At 67.6% G+C, this 26800-nt stretch carries 23 protein-coding genes; 18 read left to right on the forward strand and 5 right to left on the reverse strand.

The genetic code is table 11. From position 1 onward, the window contains the following. Positions 1-2 precede the first annotated feature (2 nt). From ispC to AC0IZJ_RS24610, 12 genes are all read left to right on the forward strand, one after another. The gene (gene ispC / locus AC0IZJ_RS24555; RefSeq protein WP_471854267.1) at positions 3-1187 is read left to right on the forward strand and encodes a 1-deoxy-D-xylulose-5-phosphate reductoisomerase; all 1185 of its coding nucleotides are present in this window, start codon (positions 3-5) and stop codon (positions 1185-1187) included. Beyond that, a complete protein-coding gene (gene rseP / locus AC0IZJ_RS24560; RefSeq protein ID WP_471854269.1) occupies positions 1178-2548 on the forward strand; it encodes an RIP metalloprotease RseP in 1371 nt (456 codons plus the stop codon). Before ispC ends, rseP begins: the two co-directional genes overlap by 10 nt. A 15-nt stretch (positions 2549-2563) precedes the next feature. Next, positions 2564-4885 (forward strand): outer membrane protein assembly factor BamA, encoded by a 2322-nt coding sequence (gene bamA / locus AC0IZJ_RS24565; protein ID WP_471854270.1) that lies wholly within the window; start codon positions 2564-2566, stop codon positions 4883-4885. Continuing rightward, a complete protein-coding gene (locus AC0IZJ_RS24570; protein ID WP_471854271.1) occupies positions 4885-5394 on the forward strand; it encodes an OmpH/Skp family outer membrane protein in 510 nt (169 codons plus the stop codon). The genes bamA and AC0IZJ_RS24570 overlap by 1 nt, the downstream gene beginning before the upstream one ends. A gap of 11 nt (positions 5395-5405) precedes the next feature. After that, positions 5406-6449: a UDP-3-O-(3-hydroxymyristoyl)glucosamine N-acyltransferase gene (gene lpxD / locus AC0IZJ_RS24575; protein WP_471854273.1), complete on the forward strand. Its 1044-nt coding sequence runs from the start codon at positions 5406-5408 to the stop codon at positions 6447-6449. Next, positions 6446-6904, forward strand: a complete 459-nt coding sequence (gene fabZ / locus AC0IZJ_RS24580; RefSeq protein ID WP_471854275.1) for a 3-hydroxyacyl-ACP dehydratase FabZ — start codon at positions 6446-6448, stop codon at positions 6902-6904. Before lpxD ends, fabZ begins: the two co-directional genes overlap by 4 nt. Further along, a complete protein-coding gene (gene lpxA / locus AC0IZJ_RS24585; RefSeq protein ID WP_471854276.1) occupies positions 6904-7692 on the forward strand; it encodes an acyl-ACP--UDP-N-acetylglucosamine O-acyltransferase in 789 nt (262 codons plus the stop codon). The genes fabZ and lpxA overlap by 1 nt, the downstream gene beginning before the upstream one ends. Before the next feature lie 3 nt (positions 7693-7695). Beyond that, the gene (lpxB, locus tag AC0IZJ_RS24590) at positions 7696-8820 is read left to right on the forward strand and encodes a lipid-A-disaccharide synthase (RefSeq protein WP_471854277.1); all 1125 of its coding nucleotides are present in this window, start codon (positions 7696-7698) and stop codon (positions 8818-8820) included. Then, on the forward strand, positions 8792-9436 hold the full coding sequence (rnhB, locus tag AC0IZJ_RS24595; RefSeq protein WP_471854278.1) for a ribonuclease HII: 645 nt from the start codon (positions 8792-8794) through the stop codon (positions 9434-9436). Before lpxB ends, rnhB begins: the two co-directional genes overlap by 29 nt. Next, positions 9433-10203, forward strand: a complete 771-nt coding sequence (locus AC0IZJ_RS24600) for a TrmH family RNA methyltransferase (RefSeq protein ID WP_471854280.1) — start codon at positions 9433-9435, stop codon at positions 10201-10203. Before rnhB ends, AC0IZJ_RS24600 begins: the two co-directional genes overlap by 4 nt. Positions 10204-10267: 64 nt before the next feature. Then, positions 10268-10480 (forward strand): hemin uptake protein HemP, encoded by a 213-nt coding sequence (hemP, locus tag AC0IZJ_RS24605; protein WP_471854282.1) that lies wholly within the window; start codon positions 10268-10270, stop codon positions 10478-10480. 73 nt (positions 10481-10553) lie between these two features. Continuing rightward, positions 10554-11729 (forward strand): DUF2325 domain-containing protein, encoded by a 1176-nt coding sequence (locus AC0IZJ_RS24610; protein ID WP_471854284.1) that lies wholly within the window; start codon positions 10554-10556, stop codon positions 11727-11729. A gap of 182 nt (positions 11730-11911) precedes the next feature. Here AC0IZJ_RS24610 and AC0IZJ_RS24615 read toward each other — a convergent pair whose 3' ends face one another. Further along, entirely contained in the window at positions 11912-14038 is a 2127-nt protein-coding gene (locus tag AC0IZJ_RS24615) for a TonB-dependent siderophore receptor (protein WP_471854286.1), read from the reverse strand. A 128-nt stretch (positions 14039-14166) separates the two neighbouring features. On the opposite strand from AC0IZJ_RS24615, the gene AC0IZJ_RS24620 reads away from it, so the two are divergent. The 4 genes from AC0IZJ_RS24620 (at position 14167) to glgA (ending at position 18288) form a co-directional block, all read left to right on the forward strand. Further along, complete coding sequence (locus AC0IZJ_RS24620; protein WP_471854288.1) at positions 14167-14343, forward strand: hypothetical protein; 177 nt, start codon at positions 14167-14169, stop codon at positions 14341-14343. After that, positions 14340-15491 (forward strand): PepSY-associated TM helix domain-containing protein, encoded by a 1152-nt coding sequence (locus AC0IZJ_RS24625; protein ID WP_471854289.1) that lies wholly within the window; start codon positions 14340-14342, stop codon positions 15489-15491. The genes AC0IZJ_RS24620 and AC0IZJ_RS24625 overlap by 4 nt, the downstream gene beginning before the upstream one ends. Positions 15492-15568: 77 nt before the next feature. Then, the gene (glgC, locus tag AC0IZJ_RS24630) at positions 15569-16831 is read left to right on the forward strand and encodes a glucose-1-phosphate adenylyltransferase (protein ID WP_471854291.1); all 1263 of its coding nucleotides are present in this window, start codon (positions 15569-15571) and stop codon (positions 16829-16831) included. Further along, complete coding sequence (gene glgA, locus AC0IZJ_RS24635) at positions 16828-18288, forward strand: glycogen synthase GlgA (protein WP_471854294.1); 1461 nt, start codon at positions 16828-16830, stop codon at positions 18286-18288. The genes glgC and glgA overlap by 4 nt, the downstream gene beginning before the upstream one ends. A 6-nt stretch (positions 18289-18294) precedes the next feature. On the opposite strand, the gene AC0IZJ_RS24640 is transcribed toward glgA, so the two are convergent. The 4 genes from AC0IZJ_RS24640 to AC0IZJ_RS24655 are packed head-to-tail and all read right to left on the reverse strand — an operon-like array spanning position 18295 to position 22036. After that, entirely contained in the window at positions 18295-18981 is a 687-nt protein-coding gene (locus tag AC0IZJ_RS24640; RefSeq protein ID WP_471854295.1) for a hypothetical protein, read from the reverse strand. Between the two features lie 2 nt (positions 18982-18983). Continuing rightward, positions 18984-19868 carry an EamA family transporter gene (locus AC0IZJ_RS24645; protein WP_471854297.1) on the reverse strand — a complete coding sequence of 295 codons (885 nt, stop codon included), beginning with the start codon at positions 19866-19868 and terminating at the stop codon, positions 18984-18986. Beyond that, positions 19868-20689, reverse strand: a complete 822-nt coding sequence (gene ppsR, locus AC0IZJ_RS24650) for a posphoenolpyruvate synthetase regulatory kinase/phosphorylase PpsR (RefSeq protein ID WP_471854299.1) — start codon at positions 20687-20689, stop codon at positions 19868-19870. Before ppsR ends, AC0IZJ_RS24645 begins: the two co-directional genes overlap by 1 nt. A 51-nt stretch (positions 20690-20740) precedes the next feature. Next, positions 20741-22036, reverse strand: coding sequence for an HD-GYP domain-containing protein (locus AC0IZJ_RS24655; protein ID WP_471854300.1), 1296 nt, complete (start codon positions 22034-22036; stop codon positions 20741-20743). Positions 22037-22245: 209 nt separating this feature from the next. Here AC0IZJ_RS24655 and ppsA point away from each other — a divergent pair, with 209 nt between their 5' ends. Further along, complete coding sequence (gene ppsA / locus AC0IZJ_RS24660; protein WP_471854301.1) at positions 22246-24642, forward strand: phosphoenolpyruvate synthase; 2397 nt, start codon at positions 22246-22248, stop codon at positions 24640-24642. A gap of 72 nt (positions 24643-24714) precedes the next feature. Then, positions 24715-26781: a sodium:solute symporter family protein gene (locus tag AC0IZJ_RS24665; RefSeq protein ID WP_471854302.1), complete on the forward strand. Its 2067-nt coding sequence runs from the start codon at positions 24715-24717 to the stop codon at positions 26779-26781. The last annotated feature ends 19 nt before the right edge of the window (positions 26782-26800 follow it).

The raw sequence follows: 26800 nt of genomic DNA on the forward strand, positions 1-26800 counted from the left end.
ACATGACCCGCCAACGCGTCTGCGTCCTCGGCTCGACCGGCTCCATCGGCGTCAACACGCTGGACGTGATCGCCCGGCATCCCGACCGCTACGAGGTTGTCGCGCTGAGCGCGATGAGCCGTGTCGACGAATTGCTGGCCCAGTGCCTGACATGGCAGCCGCGCTTCGCAGTCATGCCCGAGCGCGAGGCCTCCGCCCGCCTGCGTGAGCGCCTGCGTGAAGCCGGCAGCCGCACCGAGGTGCTGGATGGCGCGCAGGCCCTGACGGACATCGCCGCGCACCCGGACGTCGACACCGTCATGGCGGCCATCGTCGGCGCCGCCGGCCTGGCGCCCGCCATCGCCGCCGCCCGCGCCGGCAAGCGCCTGCTGCTCGCCAACAAGGAGGCCATCGTCGTCGGCGGCGCCCTGTTCATGCAGGCGGTGGAAGAGGGCGGCGCGACGCTGCTGCCCATCGACAGCGAGCACTCGGCCATCTTCCAGTGCCTGCCCGAGGACCGCACGACCTGGCACGACCGCATCGACCACATCGTGCTGACGGCCTCCGGCGGCCCCTTCCGCAGCCGCGACCCGCAGACGCTGTCCGATGTGACGCCGGACCAGGCCTGCGCCCACCCCAACTGGGTCATGGGCCGCAAGATCTCGGTTGACTCGGCGACCATGATGAACAAGGCGCTCGAGGTCATCGAGGCGCGCTGGCTGTTCAACCTGACGCCAGATCAGATCAAGGTGGTCATCCACCCGCAGAGCATCATCCATTCGATGGTGGTCTGCCGCGACCAATCCGTGCTGGCCCAGCTCGGCACGCCCGACATGCGCGTGCCGATCGCGTACGGCCTGTCCTTTCCCGAGCGCATCACGTCGGGCGCCAGCCGGCTCGACCTGCTGACGACGCCCAGCCTCACGTTCGAGGATGCCGACGTTGTGCGCTTCCCAGGCCTGCACCTGTCCTGGCAGGCGCTGCGCGGCGCCGAAGGCAGCACGACGGTGCTGAACGCGGCCAACGAGATCGCCGTCGACGCCTTCCTGAACGGCCGCCTGCGCTTCGACCGCATCCATGCGCTCAACGCCCATTGCCTGGGCGCCGTCAGCACCGACGCGGGGGAATGCACCAGCATCGACGGCCTGCTCGCACTGGACGCCCGCGTTCGTGAGCTGGCGCAAAGGCAGGTGCTCGCATGGACCTGATCCAGAAGGCCTTCTGGTTCATCATCGCGATTGGCATCCTGGTGCCCATCCATGAGTGGGGCCACTACAGCGTTGCACGCGCCTGCGGCGTGAAGGTGCTGCGTTTCTCCGTCGGCTTCGGCCGCGTGCTCTGGAGCCGCGTAGGCCGCGGCGGCACCGAGTTTGCGATCAGCGCCGTGCCCCTGGGCGGCTATGTGCGCATGCTGGGGATGGGCGACGAACCGGTCGCTGCCCAAGAGAGCGACCAGGCTTTCAAGAACCGCCCGGTGCGCCAGCGTGCCGCCATCCTCGCGGCCGGTCCGGCGGCCAACTGGCTTCTGGCCATCGCGCTGTTCGCGGTGGTGGCCTGGATAGGCAGCGAGCAGCCCAAGGCGCTGCTGGGCACGCCGCCCAGTGCCTCTCTGGCCGAGCGCGCCGGCCTGCACGCGGGTGACTGGGTGCGCGCCGTTTCTGATGACGGTCAGCAATGGGACGACGTCCAATCCCTGCCCGACCTCCAGGCTGCAGTCGCGCGTGCCCAGGCGTTGGGTGAGGGCATTCATTTGTCCGTCACCAGCGCTCAGGGCCATGAATCGCGCAGCCTGCGTATGGAAACCGAGCGTCTCGCCGGCCGCGCGCCGGACGCCAAGCTTTTCAATGACATTGGGCTGGTGCCGCTAGCCGAGCCCTTGATCCGCCAAGTCGTGACCGGCGGGGCGGGTGATGCGGCTGGCCTGCAAGCCGGCGACCGCGTGCTGTCCATCGACGGCCAGGCCGTGCCGGATGCCGGCTATCTGCGCGACGCGATCCGCCGCGCGCACGACGGCGACCAGCCGCGCACGATGGCCTGGCGCGTCGAGCGTGGCGGTCGTTCGGTCGAATTGAGCCCGACGCCGCGCATGGTCGACGACCCAGGTGGCCGTATCGCGCGGCTGGAGATCGGCGTCGGTACGTCGCCGCAGACGGTCGCTGTCAGCTATGGCCCCATCGACGGCCTGTGGCGCGGTGTCAAGCAGAGCTGGGACATGGCCGAGACGATGGTGCGGCTGATCGGCCGCATGCTGATTGGCGAAGCCTCGGTAAAGAACTTCAGCGGGCCGCTGACGATCGCAGACTATGCAGGCCAGTCGGCGCATGCCGGCCTGTCGCCCTTCCTCGATTTCCTCGCCAAGATTTCGATGAGCCTGGCGGTTCTGAACCTGCTGCCGCTGCCAATGCTCGATGGCGGGCACCTCATGTATTATCTTTTCGAGGGTATTAGTGGCCGCCCCCTCTCCGAGTGGTGGCAGCAGCAATTGCAGCGAGCTGGCTTGCTGATCCTGATGCTGATGATGGCCTTGGCCCTTTCCAACGACGTCGCCCGCTATGCGGGTTGGCACTGAAACTCCCGTTCCCCCATGTCCTTTCCTTTCAGTTCGGGAGCGTCACGTCGCCCCTTCCGCCTTGGCTTGCTGGCTCTGGCTGTCACGGGGATGTTCCAGTCAGGCCTGGCCTGGGCCGTCGATCCCTTCGTGCTGCGGGACATCCGCGTCGAAGGCCTTCAGCGCACCGACCCCGGCACCGTTTTCGCTTCGCTGCCCTTCCGCATCGGCGACACCTACAACGATGAAAAAGGCGCCGCCGCGCTCCGCGCACTGTTCGCCACGGGCCTGTTCAAGGACGTGCGCATCAGCATCGACGGCACCGCCGTCGTCGTCATCATCGACGAGCGCCCCATCATCGCCAACGTCAACTTCGTCGGCCTGAAGGAGTTCGACACGGAGGCGCTGTCCAAGTCGCTGAAGGACGTCGGCATCGGCGAAGGCAAGCCCTTCGACCGCGCTCTGGCCGACCGCGCCGAGCAGGAGCTCAAGCGCCAGTACCTGACCCGCAGCCTCTACGGCGCCGAGGTCACGACGACGATCACGCCGATCGAGCGCAACCGCGTCAACGTCAGCTTCAACGTGACCGAAGGCGAGCCGGCCAAGATCGCCGAGATCCGCATCCTCGGCAGCAAGGTCTTCTCCGAGAGCACGCTGCTCGGACTGCTGGAGCAGACCACGTCCGGCTGGCTCACCTGGTACACCAAGACCGACCGCTACTCGCGCGCAAAGCTGAATGCGGACCTGGAAACCATTCGCAGCTATTACCTGAACCGCGGCTATCTCGAGTTCGCCGTCACCTCCACGCAGGTGACCATCTCGCCGGACAAGCAGAGCATCAGCGTCGCCGTCACGGTCAGCGAAGGCCAGCCCTACACCGTCACCGGCATCAAGCTCGAAGGCGATTTCCTCGGCCGCGAGGAAGACTTCAAGCACCTCATCTCCCTGAAGCCCGGCCAGGCCTACCAGGGCGAGGCCGTCGCGCAGACCACGCGCGCCTTCAGCGACCTGTACGGCACCTATGGCTACGCCTTCGCGCGCGCAGACAGCAAGCCCGAGATAAACCGCGAGACCGGCCAGGTTGTCGTGACCTTCATCGGCGAGCCTCAGCGCCGCGTCTATGTTCGCAAGGTCATCATCTCCGGCAACTCGCGCACCCGTGACGAAGTCATCCGCCGCGAGTTCCGCCAGTTCGAAGCGGCCTGGTACGACGGCCAGAAGATCAAGGCCTCGCGCGACCGGGTGGAGCGCCTGGGCTATTTCAAGGACAAGGAAGTCAGCATCGACACCCAGGAGGTGCCGGGTGCGCAAGACCAGGTCGACGTCATCCTGACCGTTGTCGAGCGCCCCACCGGCGCCATCACTGTCGGCGCCGGCTACTCCAGCCAGACCAAGCTGTCCTTCACCGGCTCCATCCGCCAGGACAACGTGTTCGGTTCGGGCAACTACCTCGGCATCGATGTGGCGACCGCCCGCACCGGCCGTCAGCTGCAGATCAGCACGGTGGACCCGTACTTCACGGTCGATGGCGTGTCTCGCGCGCTGGACGTGTTCTATCGCACGACCAAGCCCATCAACACGCTGGGCGAGGAATACGAATACGTCACCAAGGGCGGCGCGGTGCGCTTCGGCGTGCCGTTCTCGGAGCTGGACACCGTGTTCCTCGGCATCGGCTACGAGCAGACCGACATCACGACCTCGCGCGGCTTGCCCAACAGCTATCTGCTCTATGTCAACCAGTTCGGCCAGCGCAGCAACGCCATTCCGCTGACCGTCGGCTGGCAGCGCGACAGCCGCGACAGCGTCATCACGCCGCTCAAGGGCCGCTACACGCGCGCCAACTTCGAAATCAGCCCTCTGGGCGATGCCCGCTTCGCCCGCCTGAACCTGCAGTACCAGGAATACTTCGAGATCACGAACAAGATCACGCTGGGCATCAACAGCGAACTGGGCTGGGGTGCAGGCCTGAGTGGCCGGCCTTATCCCGTCTTCAAGAACTTCTACGGCGGTGGCCTGGGCTCGGTGCGCGTTTTCGAGGCCGGCTCGCTCGGGCCGGTCGACAACACCGGTTCCTACAGCGGCGGCAATCGGCGCTTCAACCTGAACGCCGAGCTCTACCTGCCGGTACCCGGCAGCGGCAACGACAAGAGCTTCCGCATCTTTCTGTTCGGCGACGCGGGCAACATCTGGGGCGAACAAGAAAAGATCAAGCTCGACACCGTCCGCGTGTCGGCCGGTATCGGCCTGTCGTGGATCTCGCCGATGGGACCGCTGCGCCTCAGCTACGGCAAGCCTATCCGCAAGGAACGCACGGATAGAATCGAGAAATTCCAATTCCAGATCGGGACTGCATTCTGATGATGAGCAAGCTCTTGCAATCGGTGGCTCTGGCCGCTTCGATGATGGTGGCCGCCTCGGCCGTGCAAGCCCAGGAACTGAAGATTGGCTACGTCAACAGCGAACGTGTGCTGCGCGAAGCCAACCTGGCCAAGACGGCGCAGATCAAGCTGGAAACGGAGTTCGGCAAGCGCGAGAAGGACCTCCGCGACCTGGAAGCCAAGCTGCGCGGCGCTGCCGAGAAACTTGAGAAGGACGCGCCCACGCTGTCCGAAGCCGAGCGTGGCCGCCGCCAGCGCGATGTCGTTGAGCAGGAACGCGATTTGCAGCGCAAGCGCCGCGAATGGCAGGAAGACCTGACCCAGCGCAAGAACGAAGAGCTGTCGGTCGTCGTCGAGCGCGCCAACAAGGTCATCAAGCAGATCTTTGAGGCCGACAAGTACGACCTCATCCTGCAGGACGCGATCCACTTCAGCGCCCGCGTGGACATCACCAAGAAGGTGATCGACGCGCTGAACGCGCAGAAGTAAGTCGCCTCGCCATGAGCCCGACGCAGAGTTCTGCGGATGTGGCGCTCAGCGAACTGATCGCCGCCTTGGGCGGCGATTTGCTTGGTGGGGCCGACATCCGTATCGCCGGCATCGCGCCGCTGGATGAGGCCGATGCAGGCAGCATCAGCTTCCTCGCCAACCCGCGCTACCAGGCCCAACTCGGCACGACGCGGGCCGCCTGCGTCATCGTCGCGCCGGCGCTGGCCGAGGCTGCGGCCGCCCGTGGCGCTGCCATCGTCACGCCCGACCCCTACCTCTACTTCGCCCGGCTGACGCAGTGGTGGGCGGTGCGCACGCGCCCGGCGCGCCAGGCCGGCGTGCATGCGAGCGCCGTCGTGTCGCCTGATGCCCGGCTGGGGCAGGGCGTCGAGGTCGGCCCGCTGGTCGTCATCGAGGCGGGTGCCGTCATCAAGGACCGCGCCCGCATCGGCGCGCATTGCGTCGTCGAGCGAGATGCGGTCGTCGGTGAGCACACCCGCCTCGCCCCGCGCGTCGTGCTTGGCTACGGCTGCCGCATCGGCGCGCGCGGCATCGTGCACAGCGGCGTGGTCATCGGCGCTGATGGCTTCGGCTTTGCGCCGTCCAAGGCCGGCTACGTGAAGATCGAGCAGCTCGGCGCGGTCAGCATCGGCGACGACGTCGAGATCGGCGCCAACACCTGCATCGACCGTGGCGCGTTGAGAGATACGGTCATCGAAGACGGGGTCAAGCTCGACAACTTGATCCAGATCGCGCACAACGTCCACATCGGCCGGAACACCGCGATGGCAGGTTGCGGTGCCATCGCGGGCTCGACGACGGTCGGCGCGAACTGCACCATCGGTGGGGCGGTCAACATCATCGGCCACCTGAATATCGTGGACGGCGTGCACATCACTGCTTGCACCTTGGTGACTCGGGACATCACTCAGCCCGGCGCCTACAGCGGCGCCTATCCCTTCGAAGAGAATTCGAGCTGGCAAAAGAACGCGGCGACGCTGCGCCAGCTCCACACCCTGCGTGACCGCGTGCGCGCGCTGGAGAAGAACAAATGACTGAACCGATCACGATGGACATCCACGAAATCCTCAAGCGCCTGCCGCACCGCTATCCCATCCTGCTGGTGGACCGCGTTTCCGAGGTGATCAAGGGCGAGCGCATCCGCGCGCTGAAGAACGTCTCGATCAACGAGCCGTTCTTCCTCGGGCATTTTCCGCACCGCCCGGTGATGCCCGGTGTGCTCGTCCTTGAAGCCATGGCCCAGGCGGCCACGCTGCTGGCGCTGGCCAGCACGGACACGGTGCTGGACGAGAACTCGGTCGTTTACTTCGCCGGTATCGACAACGCCCGATTCAAGCGCCCCATCGAGCCGGGCGACCAGCTCATCCTCGAGGTCACGCTGGACCGCGCCAAGGCCGGCGTCTACAAGTTCAGCGGCCGCGCGCTGGTCGGTGAGCATTTGGCCGCCGAGGCGCAGCTCATGTGCACGATGCGCCGCATCGAAAGCTGATGGCAATTCATCCGACTGCCATCGTCGACCCCGGCGCGCAGCTGGACAGCAGCGTCGAGGTGGGTGCGTATTCGCTGATCGGCCCCTATGTGCGCATCGGCGCTGGTACCAAGGTCGGCCCGCATGTCGTCATCGAAGGCCACACGACCATTGGCCGCGACAACAGCTTCTTCCAGTTCAGCTCCATCGGCGCAGCCAACCAGGACAAGAAGTACGCCGGCGAGCCGACGACGCTGGTCATAGGCGACCGCAACACCATCCGCGAGTTCTGCACGCTGAACGTCGGCACGGTCCAGGACCGCGGCGAGACGACGGTGGGCAACGACAACTGGATCATGGCCTACTGCCATCTGGCGCATGACGTCGTCATCGGCAACGAATGCGTGCTGGCCAACAACGCCACGCTGGCAGGCCATGTGCGCGTCGGCGATTGGGTCACCATCGGCGGGCTGACGGGCATCCTGCAGCGCATGCGCATCGGCGACCACGCCATGATCGGCTTCCAGGCCCATGTGGCCCAGGACGTGCCGCCCTTCATGACGGTGGATGGCAATCCGCTGGCGGCGCGCGCCGTCAACATCGTCGGCCTCAAGCGCCGTGATTTCAGCAGCGAGCGCATCGCCGTCATCCGCCAGATCTACAAGCTGCTCTATCGCAGCGGCCACACGCTGGACGAGGCCAAGGCTGGCATCGCGGCGCTGCGTGGCAGCGATGGCGGCGCAGCTGATGGCGACATCGACCTGATGCTGAACTTCCTTGCCGCGTCGACGCGCGGCATCGTTCGATAGCTGATGCACACCGCGCCCCGCCTCGGCATGGTGGCCGGCGAGGCCAGCGGCGATCTGCTGGCCGGCCTGCTGCTGCAGGGCCTGCGTGCGCGCTGGCCGGGGCTGAGCAGCGAAGGCATCGGCGGGCCGAAGATGATGGCTCAGGGCTTCGAGACCTGGTGGCCGCACAGCAAGCTGTCCATCTTTGGTTATGTCGACGCGCTGCTGAACATCCGCGAGCTGCTGGCCATCCGCAAGCAGCTGGGCACGCGCCTCATCTCGAACCGGCCCGACGTCTTCATCGGCGTCGACGCGCCCGACTTCAACTTCGGCCTGGAAGCGCGGCTGCGCGAGGCGGGCATCAAGACGGTCCACTTCGTCTGTCCGTCCATCTGGGCCTGGCGACCGGAGCGCGTCGAGAAGATCAAGGCGGCGGCCGACCATGTGCTGTGCCTCTTCCCCTTCGAGCCCGAGATCCTGCACAAGGCCGGCATAGGGGCGACCTATGTCGGCCATCCGCTGGCCGATGCGATACCGATGGAGCCGCCGCGTGCGGCGTCCCGCGAGGCGTTGAAACTTCCGGAAGGCGACACCGTCATCGCGTTGCTGCCCGGCAGCCGCAAGAGCGAGATCAACTACATCGCCCCGGCGCTGATCGGCGCCGCCCGGCTGCTGGCCAGGCCCGGCCGGCGCTTCGTCATGCCGGTCGTGCCGGGGCTGCGTGGCCTCGTCGAGCCCATGCTCGGCGGTGCGGACATCCAGCTCGTCGATGGCCAGTCCCACGCGGTGCTCGCAGCCTGCGACCTGACATTGGTGGCCAGCGGCACGGCCACGCTCGAGGCTGCTTTGTTCAAGCGACCGATGGTGATCGCCTACCGCATGAATGCGCTGAACTGGTGGCGCATGAAGGGCCGGGGCCTGCTTCCCTGGGTGGGCCTGCCCAACATCCTGGCGCGCGAGTTCCTGGTGCCTGAGCTGATCCAGCACGCCTGCACGCCCGAGAACCTGGCGCCCGAGGCCGAGGCCCTGCTGGCCGATGCTGGCCGCCGCGCCGCGCTGCACGAACGTTTCGTCCAACTCCACGAACTGCTGCGTCAAGACACTGCACGGCGGGCCAGCGATGCCATTGCGACGCTCATTGAAGCCTGAGCAGGTCAGCCTCGACTGGACGCCCACGGTCGGCCTCATCGCCGGCGTGGACGAGGCTGGTCGTGGCCCGCTGGCCGGCCCCGTGTTCGCGGCCGCGGTCATCCTGGACGACCTGCAGCCGATCAAAGGGCTGGCCGACTCCAAGGTGCTGACGCCGGCCAGGCGGGCCAGGCTTTATGACGAGATCCGCGCCAAGGCGCTGTGTTGCGCCATCGCGCATGCCACGACCGAGGAGATCGACCGCATCAACATCCTGCAGGCGACGATGCTGGCCATGCAGCGCGCGGTGACGGGCCTGCGCCTGAAGCCGACGCTGGTGCGCATCGACGGCAACCGCCTGCCCGTGCTGCCCATGGCAGCCGAGGCCATCATCAAGGGCGACGCCACCGTGCAGGCCATCTCGGCGGCCAGCATCCTGGCCAAGGTGGCGCGCGACCTGTTCTGCGAGCAGATGCACGAGAGCCATCCGCAGTACGGCTTTGCCACGCACAAGGGCTATGGCACGCCGGAGCACCTGGCTGCGTTGAAGCAGCACGGCGCCAGCCCCTGGCACCGCCGCAGCTTTGCGCCCGTCCGGGAGGTCTGCGTGGACGTGACGATCAATCCGCTGGCATGAAGCTCGACCACATCACCTCGCGTGACAACCCGGCGCTGCTGCGGCTGCGCAAGCTGACCGCCGATGCAGCCGGCTATCGCAAGACCGGCAGCGTGTGGATCGAGGGCGACCACCTGCTGCGCGCGGCCCTGCAGCGTGGCTGGCAGCCGGCTTTGGTCGTGCTGACGGAGGGCGCGATGCAAGACCACGCGCTGGCGGCGCTGGCTGACTCGGCACCGCGCGCGTTGGTCGTGCCGACGGCGCTGTTCAAGGGCCTGAGCGGCCTCGAATCGCCGGCGCAGATTGGCGCCGAGCTGACGCTGCCGGTGTCGCCGACGATCGATGCGCAGGCAGCCAGCGTCGTGCTGGATCGCCTGCAGGACGCCGGCAACGTCGGCGCCATCCTGCGCAGCGCGGCGGCCTTTGGCGTGCGCCAGGTGCTGGCGCTCAAGGGCACAGCGGCGCTGTGGTCGCCCAAGGTGCTGCGCGCAGGGCAGGGCGCGCACTTCGGTCTGCGTCTTGTGGAAGGTCTGGCGGCGGACGACCTGGCCGCACTGGCCGTGCCGCTGGTCGCGACGAGCTCCCACACCGAGCAGGTGCTGCATCGCGTTGCCTTGCCCAGCCCGTGTGCCTGGGTCATGGGCCACGAGGGGCAGGGCGTGTCGCCGGCGTTGATGGCCCGCTGTGCACTGACCGTGGGCATCCCGCAGCCCGGCGGCGAGGAGTCGCTGAATGTTGCGGCAGCGGCGGCTATCTGCCTTTACGAAAGCGAACGCCAGCGCGGCTGATCACGAGCGCCATTGCGGCATCGCTATGCTTGCAATCGAGAATGATTCTCATTACAGTGCCAGCATGCTTGCTGATCCCAACCCGCCGAAACCGCCGGCAGCCTCGCCGGCCTTGACTCAAAGTGCAGGTCAAGGTTCAGGCCAGGGCGTGGGCCAGACGCGCCGCATCGACAGCGCCGCGTTGCTCGGCCCTCGCGGCGAGGTGCTCATCGCCCACGGTCAGCAGGTCTACCGCCTGCGTGTCACGTCGCTCGGCAAGCTGATCCTGACCAAATAAGCCCCTTTCCCGTCTCGATACCCCGCGCCAGCCAGCCGCTGCCAGCCCGCGCTTCCCTGCTCGGAGATCTCGAATGGCTGAAGCCTGCTGCGAAACCGCTGGCGCCCACGCCGCGCCGCCCCCACTCGTCGCCGGCTCGCGCCGCCGCCGCCTCTGGGAACTGGGCGGCCATGCGCATTGCCCCGTCGTCGGTGTCTGCCTGCCGCTGGAGCGGGTGCGTGTGCTGGCGAAGAAGCTGCTGGTGCTGCAGGGTGATGAGGACGACTACACGCTGCACTGCAGCCTCGTCACCGCCAGCGCCCGCCGCAATGCCCTGGCCGAAGCGCTGCAGAAGGACCTCGAGCAACGCTTCGCCCTCGACGTGCGCGCTGCTGCGCAGGCCAAGTGCCGCGAGTCGCTGATGACCTGGTGGCGCAACCGCGCCGCCCAGGGCGAGATTGCCGGTGCGCTGTGGGCGACGCTCACGCACGCGCGCTGCGACGAGTGGCTGGAGATGCGGGTGCTGGGTCAGGTGCACATGCTGCAGCACCAGGTTGGCGCCGCCCAGCGCGTGGATTTGCTGCGCCACCGGGAGCTGTCCGCCGAGCACCAGGCGCTGGCGCGCGACTATGCCGAGGTGCAGCAGCGCGTGACGGCCTGGAGCCTGGAGCGCGCCCGGGAACAGCAGGCCTGGGAGCAGGAGCGCATGCAGCTGCGCGCCGCGCAGATCGGCCTGCAGACCCAGCTCGCGCAGGCGCAGGAGCAGCTCCAGCACTGGCAGGCGGTGCGGCCTGACCTGCCCGAGCGCGAAGCGCTGCGCGACCGGCTGGCCGAGCAGACCGAACGCAACCACCGGCTGCAGCGGGACCTGAGCCGCTTGAACGCGCGCGTGGCTGTGGTGGCCGAGGCCGTCGAGCCGGCGCCCGTCGGCGAGGAGACAGCTTCCGAGCCGGTCAGGCTGGAGCACCGCGTCATCCTCTGCGTGGGCGGCCGCGGCGGCAGCGTGCCGCAGTACCGCCAGGCGGTGGAAGGCTGCGGTGCGCAGTTCCTGCATCACGACGGCGGCAGCGAGCACAAGCCGGCGCAGCTGGAGCCCCAGCTCGCCGCGGCCGACCTCGTCATCTGCCAGACCGGCTGCATCAGCCACGACGCCTATTGGCGCGTGAAGGACCACTGCAAACGCCACGGCAAGCGCTGCGTGTTCGTCGAGACGCCCAGCCGCAGCGCCTTTGAGCGGGCGCTGGCACAGGCAGCGACGGAGGCGGCGTGAGCAGGGCCCCGCGGCGCTACCTGGCGGCGCGGTTTACGGTGTCGGGCCGAGGACCGGGCTGCCCCAAACCGGCCCGCCAGAACTGGCTTGCGGCTTGATGCCGCTGGTCAGTTCGTTCCCAAGCGGGACCGACCAGGCTCGCCGCGTGCTGCGAACGAGACTGGGCGAGGGGCCGACAGCCTCTAGAGCTTGTAGTTCAGCGACACGCCGTAGTTGCGCGGGGGCGTGTAGATCGCGCCATAGGCCAGGCCGCCGACGGCCTTCTTGTCGAACAGGTTGTTGATGTTCAGGCGCAGCGTGGCGCGGTCGTTCAGGTCATAGGACGCGAAGGCGTCGGCCCTCACATAGGCGTCCTGTCTGGCGCTGCCGATCTTGTAGACGTCGGACTGCCAGCGGGCGGCCAGGCCAAGGCGGAGCGCCGGCAGCGCCGGCAGGCGGGTGTCCACGCGCAAGTTGACGGTGCTGCGCGGCACCCATTCGTAGATGTCCTGGCCGTTGGGGCCGGTCAGCTTCAGCCGCGTGTAGCCAGCTGTCAGCTTGGTGTCCTTGCCCAGGCGGCCCGAGGCCTCCAGTTCGAAGCCGCGGGAATTCACGTCCTTGGGCTCGTAATACTCCCGCGCGTCGTTGCCCGTCCCGGTGAAGCCGGCAGAAGTCGCCAGGCCTTGCTGCCTGGCCGAGAAGATGGCGAAGGTCGTCAGCAGGGACTTGCCGAACCATTCCGCCTTCACGCCCGCCTCCGTGTTGACGCCCTTCATCGGCGCAATGATGTTGCCGTTGATGTCGGGCTGCTCCTGCGCCTGGAAGATGTCGGAATAGGACACGTAGCCGAGCAGGTCGGGCGTGACGTCGTAGGTGAAGCCGAGGTAGGGGCTGACCTTCTCGGTCTTGGGGTCGAGCAGCTGCCCGCTGCTGCCGTAGCGCGAGCCGCCGCCCCGCTCCAGCCGCGCCGCGTTGACACCGGCGATGGCGGTCAGCGCGTCGCTGAGCGACAGGCGCGAGGTGACGTAAAGGCGCGTCAGCGTCTGCTCGCCGGCCGAGCTGAAGGTGCGCGGGCCCCAGTCGGGCTCCGGGCTCGCGTTGCCGGCGTAGGGGAAGGCCGGCAGCGGCTGGAAGGCGTTGGTCAGCGCGGGGAAGTAGTCGGTGCTGGCCTTTTCCTTGGCGCGGCTCAGGCCGATCAGCAGGCCGTGCTTGCGGCCGAACGCCGAGAAACTGCCGCTGAGGTTGGCGTCGAAGGTGTTGTTGATGCTGTTGCCGAGGCTGCGGTAGGGGTAGCTGGTCAGGCCGGTGTTGTCGTTGTTCAGCGGCGGGCTGGGCGTCGTGAAGGCCGTGTAGGCATAGAAGAGCTTTGTGGCCTCGTCGCTGTGGCGGTGGTTGTAGGTCAGCTTGGCTTCCCAGTCGTCGCCCAGGCGGTGCACGTACTCGACGAAGGCGCTGCGTGACCTGGTGTTCCAGAAGGTCCAGTCCTGCGAAGTGGACGAACCCACCGGGAAATCGGCCTGCGTGCCGTCGGTGCGCATCAGCGTCAGCGAACCCCACATCGGCGATCTCTGCCTCGCGTCGGCGGCGGTGATGCCGAGCGTCAGCACGCCGTTCTCGCCGACCTGGCCGTCGACCACGCCGTAGACCGTCGTGCGCTTGTCCTGCAGGGCGCGCAGGTAGGAGTCCTTGTCCTCGTGGGCCACGACGAGGCGGCCTGCCCAGGCGCCGTCTTCGGTCAGCACCTTGTTGTAGTCCAGCCCGGCGCGCTTCTTGTTCCAGGAGCCGATCGTCACCTCGACCTCGCCGCCGTCCTGGTTGGTGGGCCGCTTGCGCACGTAGTTGATCGTGCCCGACGCGTTGCCCACGCCGGTCAGCAGCCCGTTGGCGCCGCGGATGAGCTCGATCTTGTCGAACAGGAAGGTGTCCTCCCGGCCGACCACGGTGCCCCAGGAGTTCGTCATGCCCAGGCCGTCGAGCTGCGTCGACTGGATCTCGAAGCCGCGCGCGTTGAAAGTCGCGCGGTTGGTCTCGTACTGCTCGACGTTGATGCCGGTGGCCAGGCCCAGCGCCTCGTTGCTGCCGCTCAGGCCGAAGTTGGTGATGTCTTCCTTGTCGAGGGTGCTGATGGTCTGCGGCGTGTCCTTCAGCTCCATCGCCAGGCCGGTGGCGCCCTTGGAGATGCGGTTGGCGCGCTTGCCGGTGACGACGACCGATTCGATCCGCTGGGTTTCGGCCCGGCGTTCGGTCTGCGCTTCGGCCTGGGCCTGCGCATCCGCCAGCATGGCGAGGGTGGCGAGCGCGCAGGCGCTGAGCAGGAATTTGTTGTGCATGAGGAACGAGGCGGGAAAGATTTAAATGCGATCATAAATGCAAATGAGAATGACTCGCATGTAGATTGAAGTAGACTTTCGGCCGTTGGCCCCTCTTTGTCACGACGCCACAGCAGGAGATCTTTTTCGTGTCAGCTCACTTCCGCCGCGTCTGGGCCTGGCCCGTCGCCCTGGGCGCCCTCAGCGCCTCCGGGCTTGTCAGCGCCCTCGTTTCTGACGACTGGGGCGACGCCTGGGCCTGGGTCTCGCTGGGCCTGCCGCTGGTCGTCATGGCGCACCACAGCCTGCGGAGCCCGGCGCGATGACGGCGCGTTCGCTGCGCACTTGGGCCTGGCTGCACAAGTGGAGCAGCCTGGTCTGCACCGTCTTCATGCTGTTGCTGTGCCTCACCGGCCTGCCGCTGATCTTTGCGCACGAGATTGCCCACCTGACCGGCAAGGCCGTGGAGCTGCCCCAGGCGGAGGCGCAGACGCAGACCCGCGCTGGCATGCAGCCGCTGGACGCCATCGTCGCCGCCGGCCGCGCACGCCACCCGGACCGCGTCGTGCAGTACGCCTCGCCCGACGACGAAGACGCCCGCCTCTGGTACGTCACGCTCACACCCACCGCCGACCCGACCGACGACTACCGCTCCGTGGCCGTCGATGGCCGCAGCGCCCAGGTGCTCGCCGAGCCCCGCTTCGACGAGGGCTTCATGTACTGGATGACGCGGCTGCACATCGACCTCTTCGCCGGCCTGCCGGGCAAGCTCTTCCTCGGCCTGATGGGCCTGCTGCTCGTCATCGCCATCGTCTCCGGCGTGGTGCTCTACGCACCCTTCATGCGCAAGCTCGACTTCGGCACGGTCCGGCAGGCGAGCGGCCCGCGCACGCGCTGGCTGGACCTGCACAACCTGCTGGGCATCGTCACGCTGGTATGGGCGCTGGTCGTCGGCGCCACGGGCGTCATCAACACCTGGGCCGACCTGCTCATCAAATACTGGCAGTACGACCAGCTCAGCGTCCTGCTCGCGCCCTACAAGAGCAAGGCCCTCGTGCCCGAGGCCGAGCGCGCGCCACTGCAGCTCGCGTTGGCCGCCGCGCAGGCCCACGCGCCGGACCGCAAGCTGAGCTTCATCGCCTTCCCCGGCACGGCGTTCTCCAGCCCGCATCACATCACCTTCTTCATGAAGGGCGATACGCCGCTGACCTCCAAGCTGCTGCTGCCGGTGCTGGTGGACGCGCGCAGCGCCGAAGTGACCGTGGCGCCGCGGCTGCCCTGGTACCTGACGGCGCTGCTCGTCTCGCAGCCGCTTCACTTTGGCGACTACGGCGGCCTGCCGATGAAGATCATCTGGGCCCTGCTCGACGTGGCGACCGTCCTCGTGCTCGGCAGCGGGCTCTATTTGTGGATCAAGAAGCGTCGGCAGGTGCCAAGCCCTGCCTCCACGCTGATTCAGGCCGACGCGGTGTAGTTTTCCGGGGAACTCCCCTTGGCGGGGGGGCGGTCGCCCAAGCAGACTGGGGGCAGCCCGCCACTTGCAGTCGTCCCATGCCTCCCATCGCACTCTCGCCGCACCAGCTGTCCCGCCGCGCCATCGCCCTTGTGCTGGCCGGCGGCCGCGGCTCCCGCCTCAAGCAGCTCACCGACTCGCGCGCCAAGCCGGCCGTCTATTTCGGCGGCAAGTTCCGCATCATCGACTTCGCATTGAGCAACTGCGTCAACAGCGGCATCCGCCGCATCGGGGTCGTCACCCAGTACAAGAGCCACTCGCTGCTGCGCCACATCCAGCGCGGCTGGAGCTTTCTGCGCGCCGAGCTGAACGAGACGGTCGACCTGATGCCCGCCCAGCAGCGTGTCGACGAAGAGAGCTGGTACCGCGGCACCGCCGACGCCGTTTACCAGAACCTGGACATCATCCAGAGCACCGAAGCCGAGTACATCGTCGTGCTGGCGGGCGATCACATCTACAAGATGGATTACTCCAGCATGCTGGCCGACCACGCCGCCACCGGCGCCGGCTGCACCGTCGGCTGCATCGAGGTGCCCAAGGCGGAGGCCAGCGCCTTCGGCGTGATGGCCGTGGACGGCGACCGCCGCATCACGTCGTTCCTGGAGAAGCCCGCTGACCCCCCCACCATGCCCGGCAGCAGCGACGTCTGCCTGGCCAGCATGGGCATCTACATCTTCAACGCCGACTACCTTTACCGCCTGCTCGCCGAAGACATCGCCGACCCGACCTCCAGCCACGACTTCGGCAAGGACGTGATCCCGAAGATCGTGAGCGAAGACCGCGCCGTGGCCCACCCGTTCAGCATGAGCTGCATCATGAATCCGAACGGCGCGACGCCCTACTGGCGCGACGTCGGCACGCTCGACGCGTTCTGGTCCGCCAACCTCGACCTGGCCTCCATCAGCCCCGAGCTCGACATCTACGACACCGACTGGCCCATCTGGACCTACCAGCGCCAGCTGCCGCCCGCCAAGTTCATCCCCGACCACAATGGCATGCACGGCATGACCGTCAACGCCATCGTCAGCGCCGGTTGCATCGTTTCCGGCTCGCACGTCGTGTCGTCCGTGCTGTTCAACAACGTACGCATCCGCTCCTTCTGCAATGTGCACCAGAGCGTACTGCTGCCGGGCGTCAGCCTCGGCCGCCACTGCCGCCTCACCAAGGTCATCGTCGATCGCGCCTGCGAGATCCCCGATGGCCTCGTCGTCGGCGAAGACGCGGCGCTGGACGCCGCCCGCTTCGAACGCACGGAGAACGGCGTCGTGCTGATCACCAAGCAGATGCTGGCCAGGTTGTGACGCGGGTCCTGCAGGTCAGCGCGGAGCTGTTTCCGCTGCTGAAGACCGGCGGTCTGGCCGACGTGGCTGGCGCCTTGCCCACAGCGCTCGCTGCGGCCGGCGCCGAGCCTCGTCTGCTCGTACCCGGCTTCCCCGCCATCCGCGAGGCACTCAACCAGGAATGCGCCGTCGCACCCGTAGCCCTGCCGTGGAGCGAGGGCAGGGCGGCGCTGCTGCGCGGCCGGCTGCCGGGCTTTGGGGTAGCCGTCTACGTGCTCGACGCGCCCGGCCTGTTCGACCGCCCCGGGAACCCCTATGCCGACGCGGCGGGCATGGCCTATGCGGACAACCATCGCCGCTTTGCACTGCTGGGCTTGGCCGCCGCCCGCCTCGCCGAGGGCGTGGACCCGACCTGGCGGCCGGAGATCGTGCATGCACATGACTGGCACGCCGGCCTCGCCTGCGCCCATGTGAGCGCCAGCCGCTCGCGCCGCCGCACCGAGGCGCGAACGGTCTTCACCGTGCACAACCTTGCCTACCAGGGCCTGTTCCCAGCCGACAAGTTCAACGAGCTGGGCTTGCCACCCACGCATTACGCCGTTGACGGCCTGGAGTTCTATGGCCAGGTCAGCTTCATGAAGGCGGGCCTGTACTTCGCCGACGCAATCACCACGGTCAGCCCCAGCTACGCCGGCGAGATCCAGACGCTGGAGCAAGGCTGCGGCCTGGACGGGTTGCTGCGCCATCGTTCAGTTGCGCTGCACGGCATCCTGAATGGCGTCGACTACGGCGTCTGGTCGCCCGAGAACGACGACGCCATCGCCGCCCGCTACAGCGCCGACGATGCAGCCGGCAAGGCGGCATGCAAAGCTGCACTGCAAAGCGAATGCGGCCTCGCCGTCCAACCCGACGTTCCACTCTTCGGCATCGTCAGCCGCCTGACCGAGCAGAAGGGCCTGCCTTTGGTGCTGGAGGCCTTGAACGACCTCATCGACGCCGGCGGTCAACTCGTCATCCTCGGCAGCGGCGATGCCCGGTTGGACGCCGCCTTTGGTGACGCCGCCGCCGCACACCCCAGCCAGATCGCCCGCCGCACCGGCATGGACGAAGGACTGGCTCACCGCATCTATGCGGGCAGCGACGTGGTGCTGGTGCCCAGCCGCTTCGAGCCCTGCGGCCTGACGCAGCTGTACGGGCTCAGCTACGGCGCACTGCCTTTGGTGCACCGTGTCGGCGGCCTGGGCGACACGGTCGTCGACACGACGCTTGAGGACCTCGCCGCCGGCACCGCTACCGGCTTCGTCTTCAACGCTTTCACGGCAGACGCCTATCGCCGCGCGCTTCGTCGCGCGTTTGCGCTGTGGAGCGAGCAGGAATACTGGGGCCGCGTGCGGACGGCGGCGATGCGGCAACGTTTTGGCTGGGATGTGGCTGCGGCATGCTATGTCGACGTCTATCGCGAATTGGCCGCGCGCTGACCGCGCCTAGCTTCCCTCGTCGAGGGCCTTCAACGCGTTCCTGAGGAGGTCATCGTTCCTCCGAATCCCGGAGCGCTGCCCGATGTTCCTCAGCTTCTCGATCTCTGCAACCACCAAGTTGCGGCCCTCGTGAGGGCCACGAGCCAGCACGGCTAGGCTGATTCGCCCAAACGGGTTGATCTGCCATTCACCCGTGGACAGCAGGCTTTCCGCGGCGGTCCAGATCGAGTCGCCGCATGTCAGCGTGGCCGATGCCTCTGACACGAGAGGCCAAACCAGTTCGTAGCAGACGGGCGCATCCACGGCCAGCACTTGCTGCAGAGGGCTGGCCTTCAGGAACCTTCCGTAGATGCGCTGGCTGTTTTTGACCGCGAACGCCTCGTAGCCGCCGTCGCCGCCAAAGAGCCGTGCCGACGTGGCGCCGACAGCCGTTGATTCCAGTTGAACGTGCGCTTGAAAACGGTACCCAAACTCCTTCGTATCGAACTGGACCGCATAGTCCCAGGAAGTGCCAACGGGTCTGGCGTGCGGCCCGGCGATGAAGTCCAGGACGAGGTTCGCTCGCGTTTCGGTGGACACATCAGCCAGCAGGCCGCCGTCGCCCTCAACCCAAGCCAGATCAGAGTCCGCCCTCAACCTGGACCTGAGGTCGTTGCTGATCGCTGCCGCAAGTCTTTTGAGTGACGTCGCCATGCCTACAGAGCCAGCGCGATGACTCCGACACCGATCAACGCGGCACCGGCAATGCGCCAGCCTTTCTCCTTTTCCCCCAGCAACTGCCCGCCCAGCAGCGCCGCGAACAGCATCGACACCTCCCTGGCCGGCGCCACGCGGGACAGCGGCGCATCGCGCACGGCCAGCAGCACCAGCACATAGGCCAGCGGGCTGATGACGGCGACCGTCGCCACACCCTTCCAGGTGCGCCGCATCTCCGCCTTGAAGCTGTGCCGGTTGCGCAGCACGACGGGCAGTTGCATCGGCACGCGCAGCACGTTGCCGCAGTAGTCCAGCAGCAACGGCGACACGGCCAGCACCTTGACCGCGTAGCCGTCCAGCACCGTGTAGCCAGCGATCAGCGCACCCGTGGCCACGCCCCAGTACACGCCGCTGCGGCGACGCAGCGCGGCGGTGACCTCGGGGTCCACGCCCCGGCCCAGCAGGCGCGGGCCCATCGTGATGAGCAGGATGCCGCCCACCACACCGGCCAGCCCCAATACGCCCAGGGCACCCAGATGCTCGTCCAGCAGCAGCACGGCCGCAGTCGCCGACAGCAGCGGCCCCGTGCCGCGGGCGACGGGATAGACGACGGTGAGGTCGCTGGCCCGGTAGCCGGCGATCAGGCAATTGAAGTACAGCAGGTGGACAACGGCGCTGGCAACGACGAAGGCCCATGCCAGCGCGGACCAGCCCGGCAGTTCATCCAGGCCTATCCACAGCACCGCCGGCAGCCAGAACAGCACCACACCGATGGCGCAGGCGAACACGAAATGCGGGCCGCCGCCCCACTTCTTGGCGGCCACGTTCCAGAGCGCGTGGAGGAGGGCGGCGGTGAGGACGAGGGCGAGGACGTGGGCCGGCATCAGTACATCAGCCGGTCCGGGCGGATGTCGCGCAGGATGGTCGTCGCGATTTCTTCGATGGACTTGTGCGTGGACGACAGCCAGGAGATGCCGTCGCGCTTCATCATGGCCTCGGCCTCGTTGACCTCGTAGCGGCAGTTCAACAGGTCGGCGTACTTGCTGCCGGGGCGTCGCTCGTTGCGGATGGACGAGAGCCGCTCGGGGTCGATGGTCAGGCCGAAGCATTTGCGCCGGTGCGGCACCAGCGAGGGCGGCAGCTTGCGGCGCTCGAAGTCCTCGGGGATGAGCGGGTAGTTGGCGGCCTTGATGCCATGCTGCATGGCCAGGTAGAGCGACGTCGGCGTCTTGCCCGAACGGGACACGCCCACGAGGATGACGTCGGCGACATCGAGGTTCTTGCTGCTCTGCCCGTCGTCATGCGCCAGCGAGAAGTTGATGGCCTCGATGCGGTCGTGGTACTCCTGGCTCTGTGCGATGTCGGAAAAGCGGCCCACACGGTGGTTGCTCTTGATGCCGAACTCCTCCTCGAGCGGTTCGATGAAGGTGCCGAACATGTCCATCACGCGGCCCTGGCAGTGCTCGCGGACGATCTTCAGCACGTCGCGATCCACGAGGGTGGCGAAGACGATGGGGGTTTGACCCTCGCGCACGGCCGTCTCGTTGATCTCGGCGACGACGGCATGCGCCTTTTCCACCGTGTCGACGAAGGGCCGGCGCACATGGCGGGCCTTGATCGTGAACTGCGCCAGGATGGAGTTGCCGAAGGTTTCGGCGGTGATGCCGGTGCCGTCAGAGACGAAGTAGACGGTTCTGGCGATCATGGCAGCGGCTCGCGTAGTTCAACAGCGAGGCCATGATAGTCACAGACCTTCTCAGGTCTGGCCCTTGATGCGGTCCATCAGCTCCCGCATGACGGCAACCTCCGCGGGCGGCAACAGGCCGGCACGCAGCATCGACTCACGCTCCAGTTCGCGCAGGCGCCACTCCAACTCGGCCACGACGGTCATCAGCTCCGTCTGCAACTCGGCGTCGCGCTGCTCGGACAGCACCGCCACGAGCTCATCGGGCGCGTGTGCGTCCAGGCCCGTGCTGGAGAAGGCGGTCTGGATGCGCAGCAGCCGTTTCAGTGCGGCCTCCAGCACGGCACGCAGCGCCGGGCGGGAGGCCTTGATGCGCTCGTCCAGCCAGGGTCGGGCCTCGGTGAAGCGCCGCAGCACAGCGGCGATGTGCACGACGCGCGGGATGGCCTCGTGGACGGCGTCCGGCTCCGCGCGTGGCGCCAGTTGCGGCAGTTCGGCTGCTGCTGCGGCGATGGCCCCGGTCAGTTCGCGGCTGAACTCGCCGGGGATGAGCTTGGTCGCGACGCTGGCGCGCGTCATCGGCGTCAGCCCCGTCTCGATGAGTCCCATCAGCCACTCGGCCGCGGCAAGGATCTGGCCCGTCAGCGGCAGCGCCTTGCCCTGCACGCCGCGCGGGTAGCCGAAGCCGTCCAGCCGCTCATGGTGATGCAGCACGGCCTGGGCGACGGCCTTGCCGGCGCCGGCCATGCCGCGCAGCACGCGCTCTGCCACCAGCGGGTGCGAGGCGACATGGCGCCACTCCGTCGGGCCGAAGGGCGTACCGGCGCGGATCAGGTTCGGGTCGATGTAGAGCTCGCCGATGTCGTGCACGAGGCCGGCCAGTGCCAGCAGGCGGTGCTGTTCGGTCTCGCCCGGCAGCATGCGCCGCGCCAGCGCAAGCGCCAGCATGGCCACGCCGACGGTGTGCTTGAGCCGGTCGCCCTGGTGCTCGGCATAGACGGTCAGCAGCGACTGCAACGGCCCGCTGAGCTTGAGCGTCGCCAGCGTCGTCGGCGCGCTGGGGTAGAGGTCGTGGGCGCAGATGGCCTTGAGCAGCGGATGCTGTGCCAGCAGCGCCTCGCCGATCGGCCCGAAGCTTTCGGGCATCACGCCGTCGACGACCTGGATGCAGTCCTCCAGCGGCTTGCTCAGCTTGTGCATCAGCAGGCGGTCGCGCACCCGGGCGTTGATCTGGGCGCCCTTGGCGAGCAGCTTGATGCCGTTGTGGCTGAGGATGTCCTCGCTGGCTTCGACGGCCTTGGTCTCGGCCGTATGGATCACATGCTCGAGGTAATGCGGGTTGACTTCAGTTGCGGCGTCGGTGGTCACGCCGCAATTGTGCATAGCGCACAGCGGTTACACGCCGGTACGAACCGCCTAGAATCCGCCCCAATTCCTCGCGATCAGCCCATGCGTGCCGACACCCTCCTAGAAGAATCCAGAAATGGGTGGAGCGGCGCCTGCCTTGAGCATCTCTGCTCGGCACCGGGCTTGGACGACGCGACGGCACCGGTTTTTCAACCTCCCGGAGTTTCCCCATGTCCACCCTGTTCGAGGCGACCGCCCTGGTCGTACCGTTTGAGAACCTGAGGATGAGCGATGTCGAGGCCGTTGGCGGCAAGAACGCCAGCCTCGGCGAAATGATCTCGCAGCTCGCCGCCAGCGGCGTGCGCGTCCCCGGAGGGTTCGCCACCACGGCGCACGCCTTCCGGCAGTTCCTCCGGCACGAGGGCCTGGACGCGCGCATCGCGGCGCGCCTGAGCACGCTCAACACCGACGACGTCCGCGCGCTGGCCCTGGCCGGCGCCGAGATTCGCGGCTGGATCGAGAACCAGCCCTTCCCGGCCGACCTGGAAGCCGGCGTCCGCACCTCTTTCGCGCAACTGACCGCCGACAACCCCGGTGTGTCCTTCGCCGTGCGTTCGTCCGCTACGGCCGAAGACCTGCCCGACGCGTCCTTCGCCGGCCAGCAGGAGACCTTCCTGAACGTCGTCGGCATCGACGAGGTGCTGCACAAGATGCGTGAGGTGTTCGCCTCGCTCTACAACGACCGCGCCATCAGCTACCGCGTGCACAAGGGCTTTGCCCACAACGACGTGGCGCTGTCCGCCGGCGTGCAGCGCATGGTGCGCAGCGACCTCGGCTCGGCCGGCGTCATGTTCACCATCGACACCGAAAGCGGCTTCCAGGAGGTCGTCTTCATCACGTCCAGCTACGGCCTGGGCGAGACGGTGGTGCAGGGCGCCGTGAACCCGGACGAGTTCTATGTTCACAAACCGGCGCTGAAGGCGGGCAAGCTGGCCATCATCCGCCGCAACCTGGGCTCCAAGCTGCTGCGCATGGAGTTCGCGTCGCCCGAGGAGAAGGCCGCGTCCGGCAAGCTGGTCAAGACGGTGGACACGGCCGTCGAAGCCCGCAACCGCTACTCGCTGAACGACGCCGAAGTGACCGAACTGGCCCAGTACGCGCTGATCATCGAAAAACATTACGGCCGCGCGATGGACATCGAGTGGGGCCGTGACGGCGTGGACGGCAAGATCTACATCTTGCAGGCCCGCCCCGAGACGGTGAAGAGCCAGGCGGCCGGCCAGGTCGAGCTGGCCTACAAGCTCAAGGCCCACAGCGCCGTGCTGGCCGAGGGCCGTGCCATCGGCCAGAAGATCGGCACCGGCCCGGTGCGGCTGGTGGAGAGTGTGGCCGAGATGGACCGCGTGCAGCCGGGCGACGTGCTCGTCACCGACATGACCGACCCGAACTGGGAGCCGGTCATGAAGCGCGCCAGTGCCATCGTCACCAACCGCGGTGGCCGCACCTGCCACGCGGCCATCATTGCCCGGGAACTCGGCATCCCGGCCGTGGTCGGCTGCGGCGACGCGACGGAATTGCTGAAGGACGGCCAACTCGTCACGGTGGCCTGCTCCGAGGGCGACACCGGCTACATCTACGACGGCCTGCTGGAGACCGAGGTCAGCGAGGTGCACCGCGGCGAGCTGCCGTACTGCCCCATCAAGATCATGATGAACGTCGGCAACCCGCAACTGGCGTTCAACTTCGCGCAGATGCCCTCGGGCGGCGTGGGCCTGGCGCGGCTCGAGTTCATCATCAACAACAACATCGGCGTCCACCCCAAGGCCATCCTGGACTATCCGAACATCGACAACGACCTGAAGAAGGCCGTCGAGTCGGTGGCGCGCGGTCACGCCTCGCCGCGCGCCTTCTACGTGGACAAGCTGGCCGAAGGCATCGCCACGATTGCCGCCGCCTTCTTCCCGCGCCCGGTCATCGTTCGCTTGAGCGACTTCAAGAGCAACGAGTACCGCAAGCTCATCGGCGGCAGCCGCTACGAGCCGGATGAAGAGAACCCCATGCTGGGCTTCCGCGGTGCGTCGCGCTACATCAGCGGCGAGTTCCAGGACGCCTTCGCGATGGAATGCGAGGCACTCAAGCGCGTGCGCAAGGACATGGGCCTGGACAACATCGAGATCATGGTGCCCTTCGTGCGCACCGTGAAGCAGGCCTCGCGCGTGGTGGACATGCTGGCCGAGCGCGGCCTCAAGCGCGGCGTCGACGGCTTGCGCATCATCATGATGTGCGAGGTGCCCAGCAACGCCATCCTGGCCGAGCAGTTCCTCGAGCATTTCGACGGCATGTCCATAGGCTCCAACGACCTGACGCAGCTCACGCTGGGCCTGGACCGCGATTCGGGACTGGAACAGCTGGCCGGCGACTTCGACGAGCGTGACCCGGCCGTCAAGGCCATGATCTCGCGCGCCATTCGCGCCTGCCGCGCCACCGGCAAGTACATCGGCATCTGCGGCCAGGGCCCCAGCGACCACCCGGACTTCGCCGACTGGCTGGCCGAAGAAGGCATCGTGTCGATCTCGCTGAACCCTGACACGGTCATCGAGACCTGGCAGCGCCTCGCCGCCAAATAAGCGGCAGCCTTTGCTGACCGGCCCGGGTTCTCCGCAAGGGAGCCCGGGCTTTTTATTGCCATGATCGCGGCCGTGTCTGCCCGCCCTCATCACCACCTGCACCGCCGCTACGTCGTCTTCGCGCTGAGCTTCATCGTGCTGGTGATCGCGCTCGGCCTGGCCGAGCAGCGCGGCCTGCCCAAGGCCTGGATCGGCTACACGTTCCTGGGGGCGACGGTGGCGGTCTACGCCGTCATCGGCATCCTCTGCCGCACCACCGACCCGGCCGAATACTTCGTCGCCGGCCGCCGCGTGCCGCCGCTCTACAACGGCATGGCAGCCGGTGCGGACTGGATGAGCGCGGCCACGTTCATCGGCCTGACCGGCACGCTCTACGCCAGCGGGTATGCGGGCCTGGCCTACGTGCTCGGTTGGAGCGGCGGCTTCGTCCTCGTGGCGCTGTGCATCGCACCCTATCTGCGCCGCTTCGGGCAGTACACGCTCGGGGACTTCCTCGCCGAGCGATTTCAGAGTCGCACGCTGCGTCTGGTCGGAGCTGCGGCGGCCATCCTCGTGTCCTTCGTCTATCTGGTCGCGCAGATCTACGGCGTGGGCCTGATCACGACGCGGCTCACGGGCCTGGGCTTCGAGGTCGGCGTCTTCGTCGGCCTGGGCGGGGTGCTGGTCTGCTCCTTCCTGGGCGGCATGCGTGCCGTCACCTGGACTCAGGTGGCCCAGTACCTGATCATGATCCTGGCCTACCTGGTGCCGGTCATCTGGCTCAGCGTGAAGCAGACCGGCTGGCCACTGCCCCAGCTCGTCTATGGCCAGCAACTGCACCAGCTTGCCGAACGGGAGCGCGAGCTGATCCGCGACCCGGCCGAACTGCAGGTTCGGGCCATCCACCAGCAGCGCGCCGACGCCACCGCGGCGCGCCTTGCCGATGTGCCCAAGGCGCTTGCCGACGAGCAGGCGAGGGCGGCCGCGAGCGTGTCGGCACTGAAGGCGAAGGACGCGCCCCTTGCGCAGATCCAAGCCGCCGAGAAGCAGCGCGCCGCGCTGCCGGTCACGCCAGCCGAGGCAGAGGAGCGCTGGCGACGCGAGCTGGTCAGCGAGACCCAGTACGCCCAGCCGCTTTCCGGACTGGCGCCGCATATGCAGCCCTTTGCCGGCAATCCGGACGGCAGCCCCAGTGAACGTGATCAGGCCAGCGCAGGCCGCCGCAACTTCATCGCCCTGGTGCTCTGCCTGATGGTGGGCACGGCCGGCCTGCCGCATCTGCTGACGCGCTACTACACGACAAGCTCGGTCGCGACGGCGCGCCAGTCCGTGGCCTGGTCGCTGGTCTTCATCTGCCTGCTTTACCTCACCGCCCCAGCGCTGGCCGTCATGGTGAAGACGGAGGTGTTCAACAGTCTGGTGGGCACGAGTTTCGACCAGCTGCCGGCGTGGATACGCCAGTGGCAGCGCGTCGACCCGGCGCTGCTGTCGGCGGTGGACCTGAATGGCGACGGCCGGCTGCAACTGGGCGAGCTGCGCCTGCACCCCGACCTTGTCATGCTCGTGATGCCCGAGCTGGGCGGGCTGCCCTATGTCATCTCGGGCATGGTGGCCGCCGGTGGGCTGGCGGCCGCGTTGTCCACGGCGGACGGCCTGCTGCTGGCCATCTCCAGCGCGTTGTCCCACGACCTTTACTACAAGGCCATCAACCCCGAGGCCTCGCGCACGCGGCGGGTCACGCTGTCCAAGGCGCTGCTGCTGGCGGCGGCTCTGGCTGCGGCGGCGGTGGCGTCCAGCCGGCCGGCAGACATCCTGGCCGTCGTCACTGCGGCCTTCTCGATCGCCGGCTCGACCTTCTTCCCGGCATTGGTCGCCGGCGTCTTTTGGCGTCGCGCCAACCGCGCCGGCGCGCTGGCCGGCATGCTGACCGGCCTCCTTGTCTGCCTGACCTATCTGTTCGTCGCCCACCCGTCTCTGCGGGCGCTCATCGGCCTGCCCGGGCCGGCGACGCTGGTCTGGGGCATTCACCCTGCCTCGGCCGGCCTGTTCGGCGTGCCGGCCGGCGCGCTGGCCCTGGCGCTGGTCAGCTTTCTGACCGCCGCGCCCACGCAACGCGACCGCGAATTCGTTGACGCGCTGCGCAGCAGACCAGGTCCTTGACTCGGCCTGATTTGGCCGA

Source organism: Roseateles sp. AC306 (genome assembly GCF_979253795.1).

Coding starts and splice junctions, on each gene's coding strand:
- ispC (WP_471854267.1), top strand. CDS start 3: ATGACCCGCCAACGCGTCTGCGTCCTCGGCTCGACCGGCTCCATCGGC.
- rseP (WP_471854269.1), top strand. CDS start 1,178: ATGGACCTGATCCAGAAGGCCTTCTGGTTCATCATCGCGATTGGCATC.
- bamA (WP_471854270.1), top strand. CDS start 2,564: ATGTCCTTTCCTTTCAGTTCGGGAGCGTCACGTCGCCCCTTCCGCCTT.
- AC0IZJ_RS24570 (WP_471854271.1), top strand. CDS start 4,885: ATGATGAGCAAGCTCTTGCAATCGGTGGCTCTGGCCGCTTCGATGATG.
- lpxD (WP_471854273.1), top strand. CDS start 5,406: ATGAGCCCGACGCAGAGTTCTGCGGATGTGGCGCTCAGCGAACTGATC.
- fabZ (WP_471854275.1), top strand. CDS start 6,446: ATGACTGAACCGATCACGATGGACATCCACGAAATCCTCAAGCGCCTG.
- lpxA (WP_471854276.1), top strand. CDS start 6,904: ATGGCAATTCATCCGACTGCCATCGTCGACCCCGGCGCGCAGCTGGAC.
- lpxB (WP_471854277.1), top strand. CDS start 7,696: ATGCACACCGCGCCCCGCCTCGGCATGGTGGCCGGCGAGGCCAGCGGC.
- rnhB (WP_471854278.1), top strand. CDS start 8,792: ATGCCATTGCGACGCTCATTGAAGCCTGAGCAGGTCAGCCTCGACTGG.
- AC0IZJ_RS24600 (WP_471854280.1), top strand. CDS start 9,433: ATGAAGCTCGACCACATCACCTCGCGTGACAACCCGGCGCTGCTGCGG.
- hemP (WP_471854282.1), top strand. CDS start 10,268: ATGCTTGCTGATCCCAACCCGCCGAAACCGCCGGCAGCCTCGCCGGCC.
- AC0IZJ_RS24610 (WP_471854284.1), top strand. CDS start 10,554: ATGGCTGAAGCCTGCTGCGAAACCGCTGGCGCCCACGCCGCGCCGCCC.
- AC0IZJ_RS24615 (WP_471854286.1), bottom strand. CDS start 14,038: ATGCACAACAAATTCCTGCTCAGCGCCTGCGCGCTCGCCACCCTCGCC.
- AC0IZJ_RS24625 (WP_471854289.1), top strand. CDS start 14,340: ATGACGGCGCGTTCGCTGCGCACTTGGGCCTGGCTGCACAAGTGGAGC.
- glgC (WP_471854291.1), top strand. CDS start 15,569: ATGCCTCCCATCGCACTCTCGCCGCACCAGCTGTCCCGCCGCGCCATC.
- AC0IZJ_RS24640 (WP_471854295.1), bottom strand. CDS start 18,981: ATGGCGACGTCACTCAAAAGACTTGCGGCAGCGATCAGCAACGACCTC.
- AC0IZJ_RS24645 (WP_471854297.1), bottom strand. CDS start 19,868: ATGCCGGCCCACGTCCTCGCCCTCGTCCTCACCGCCGCCCTCCTCCAC.
- ppsR (WP_471854299.1), bottom strand. CDS start 20,689: ATGATCGCCAGAACCGTCTACTTCGTCTCTGACGGCACCGGCATCACC.
- ppsA (WP_471854301.1), top strand. CDS start 22,246: ATGTCCACCCTGTTCGAGGCGACCGCCCTGGTCGTACCGTTTGAGAAC.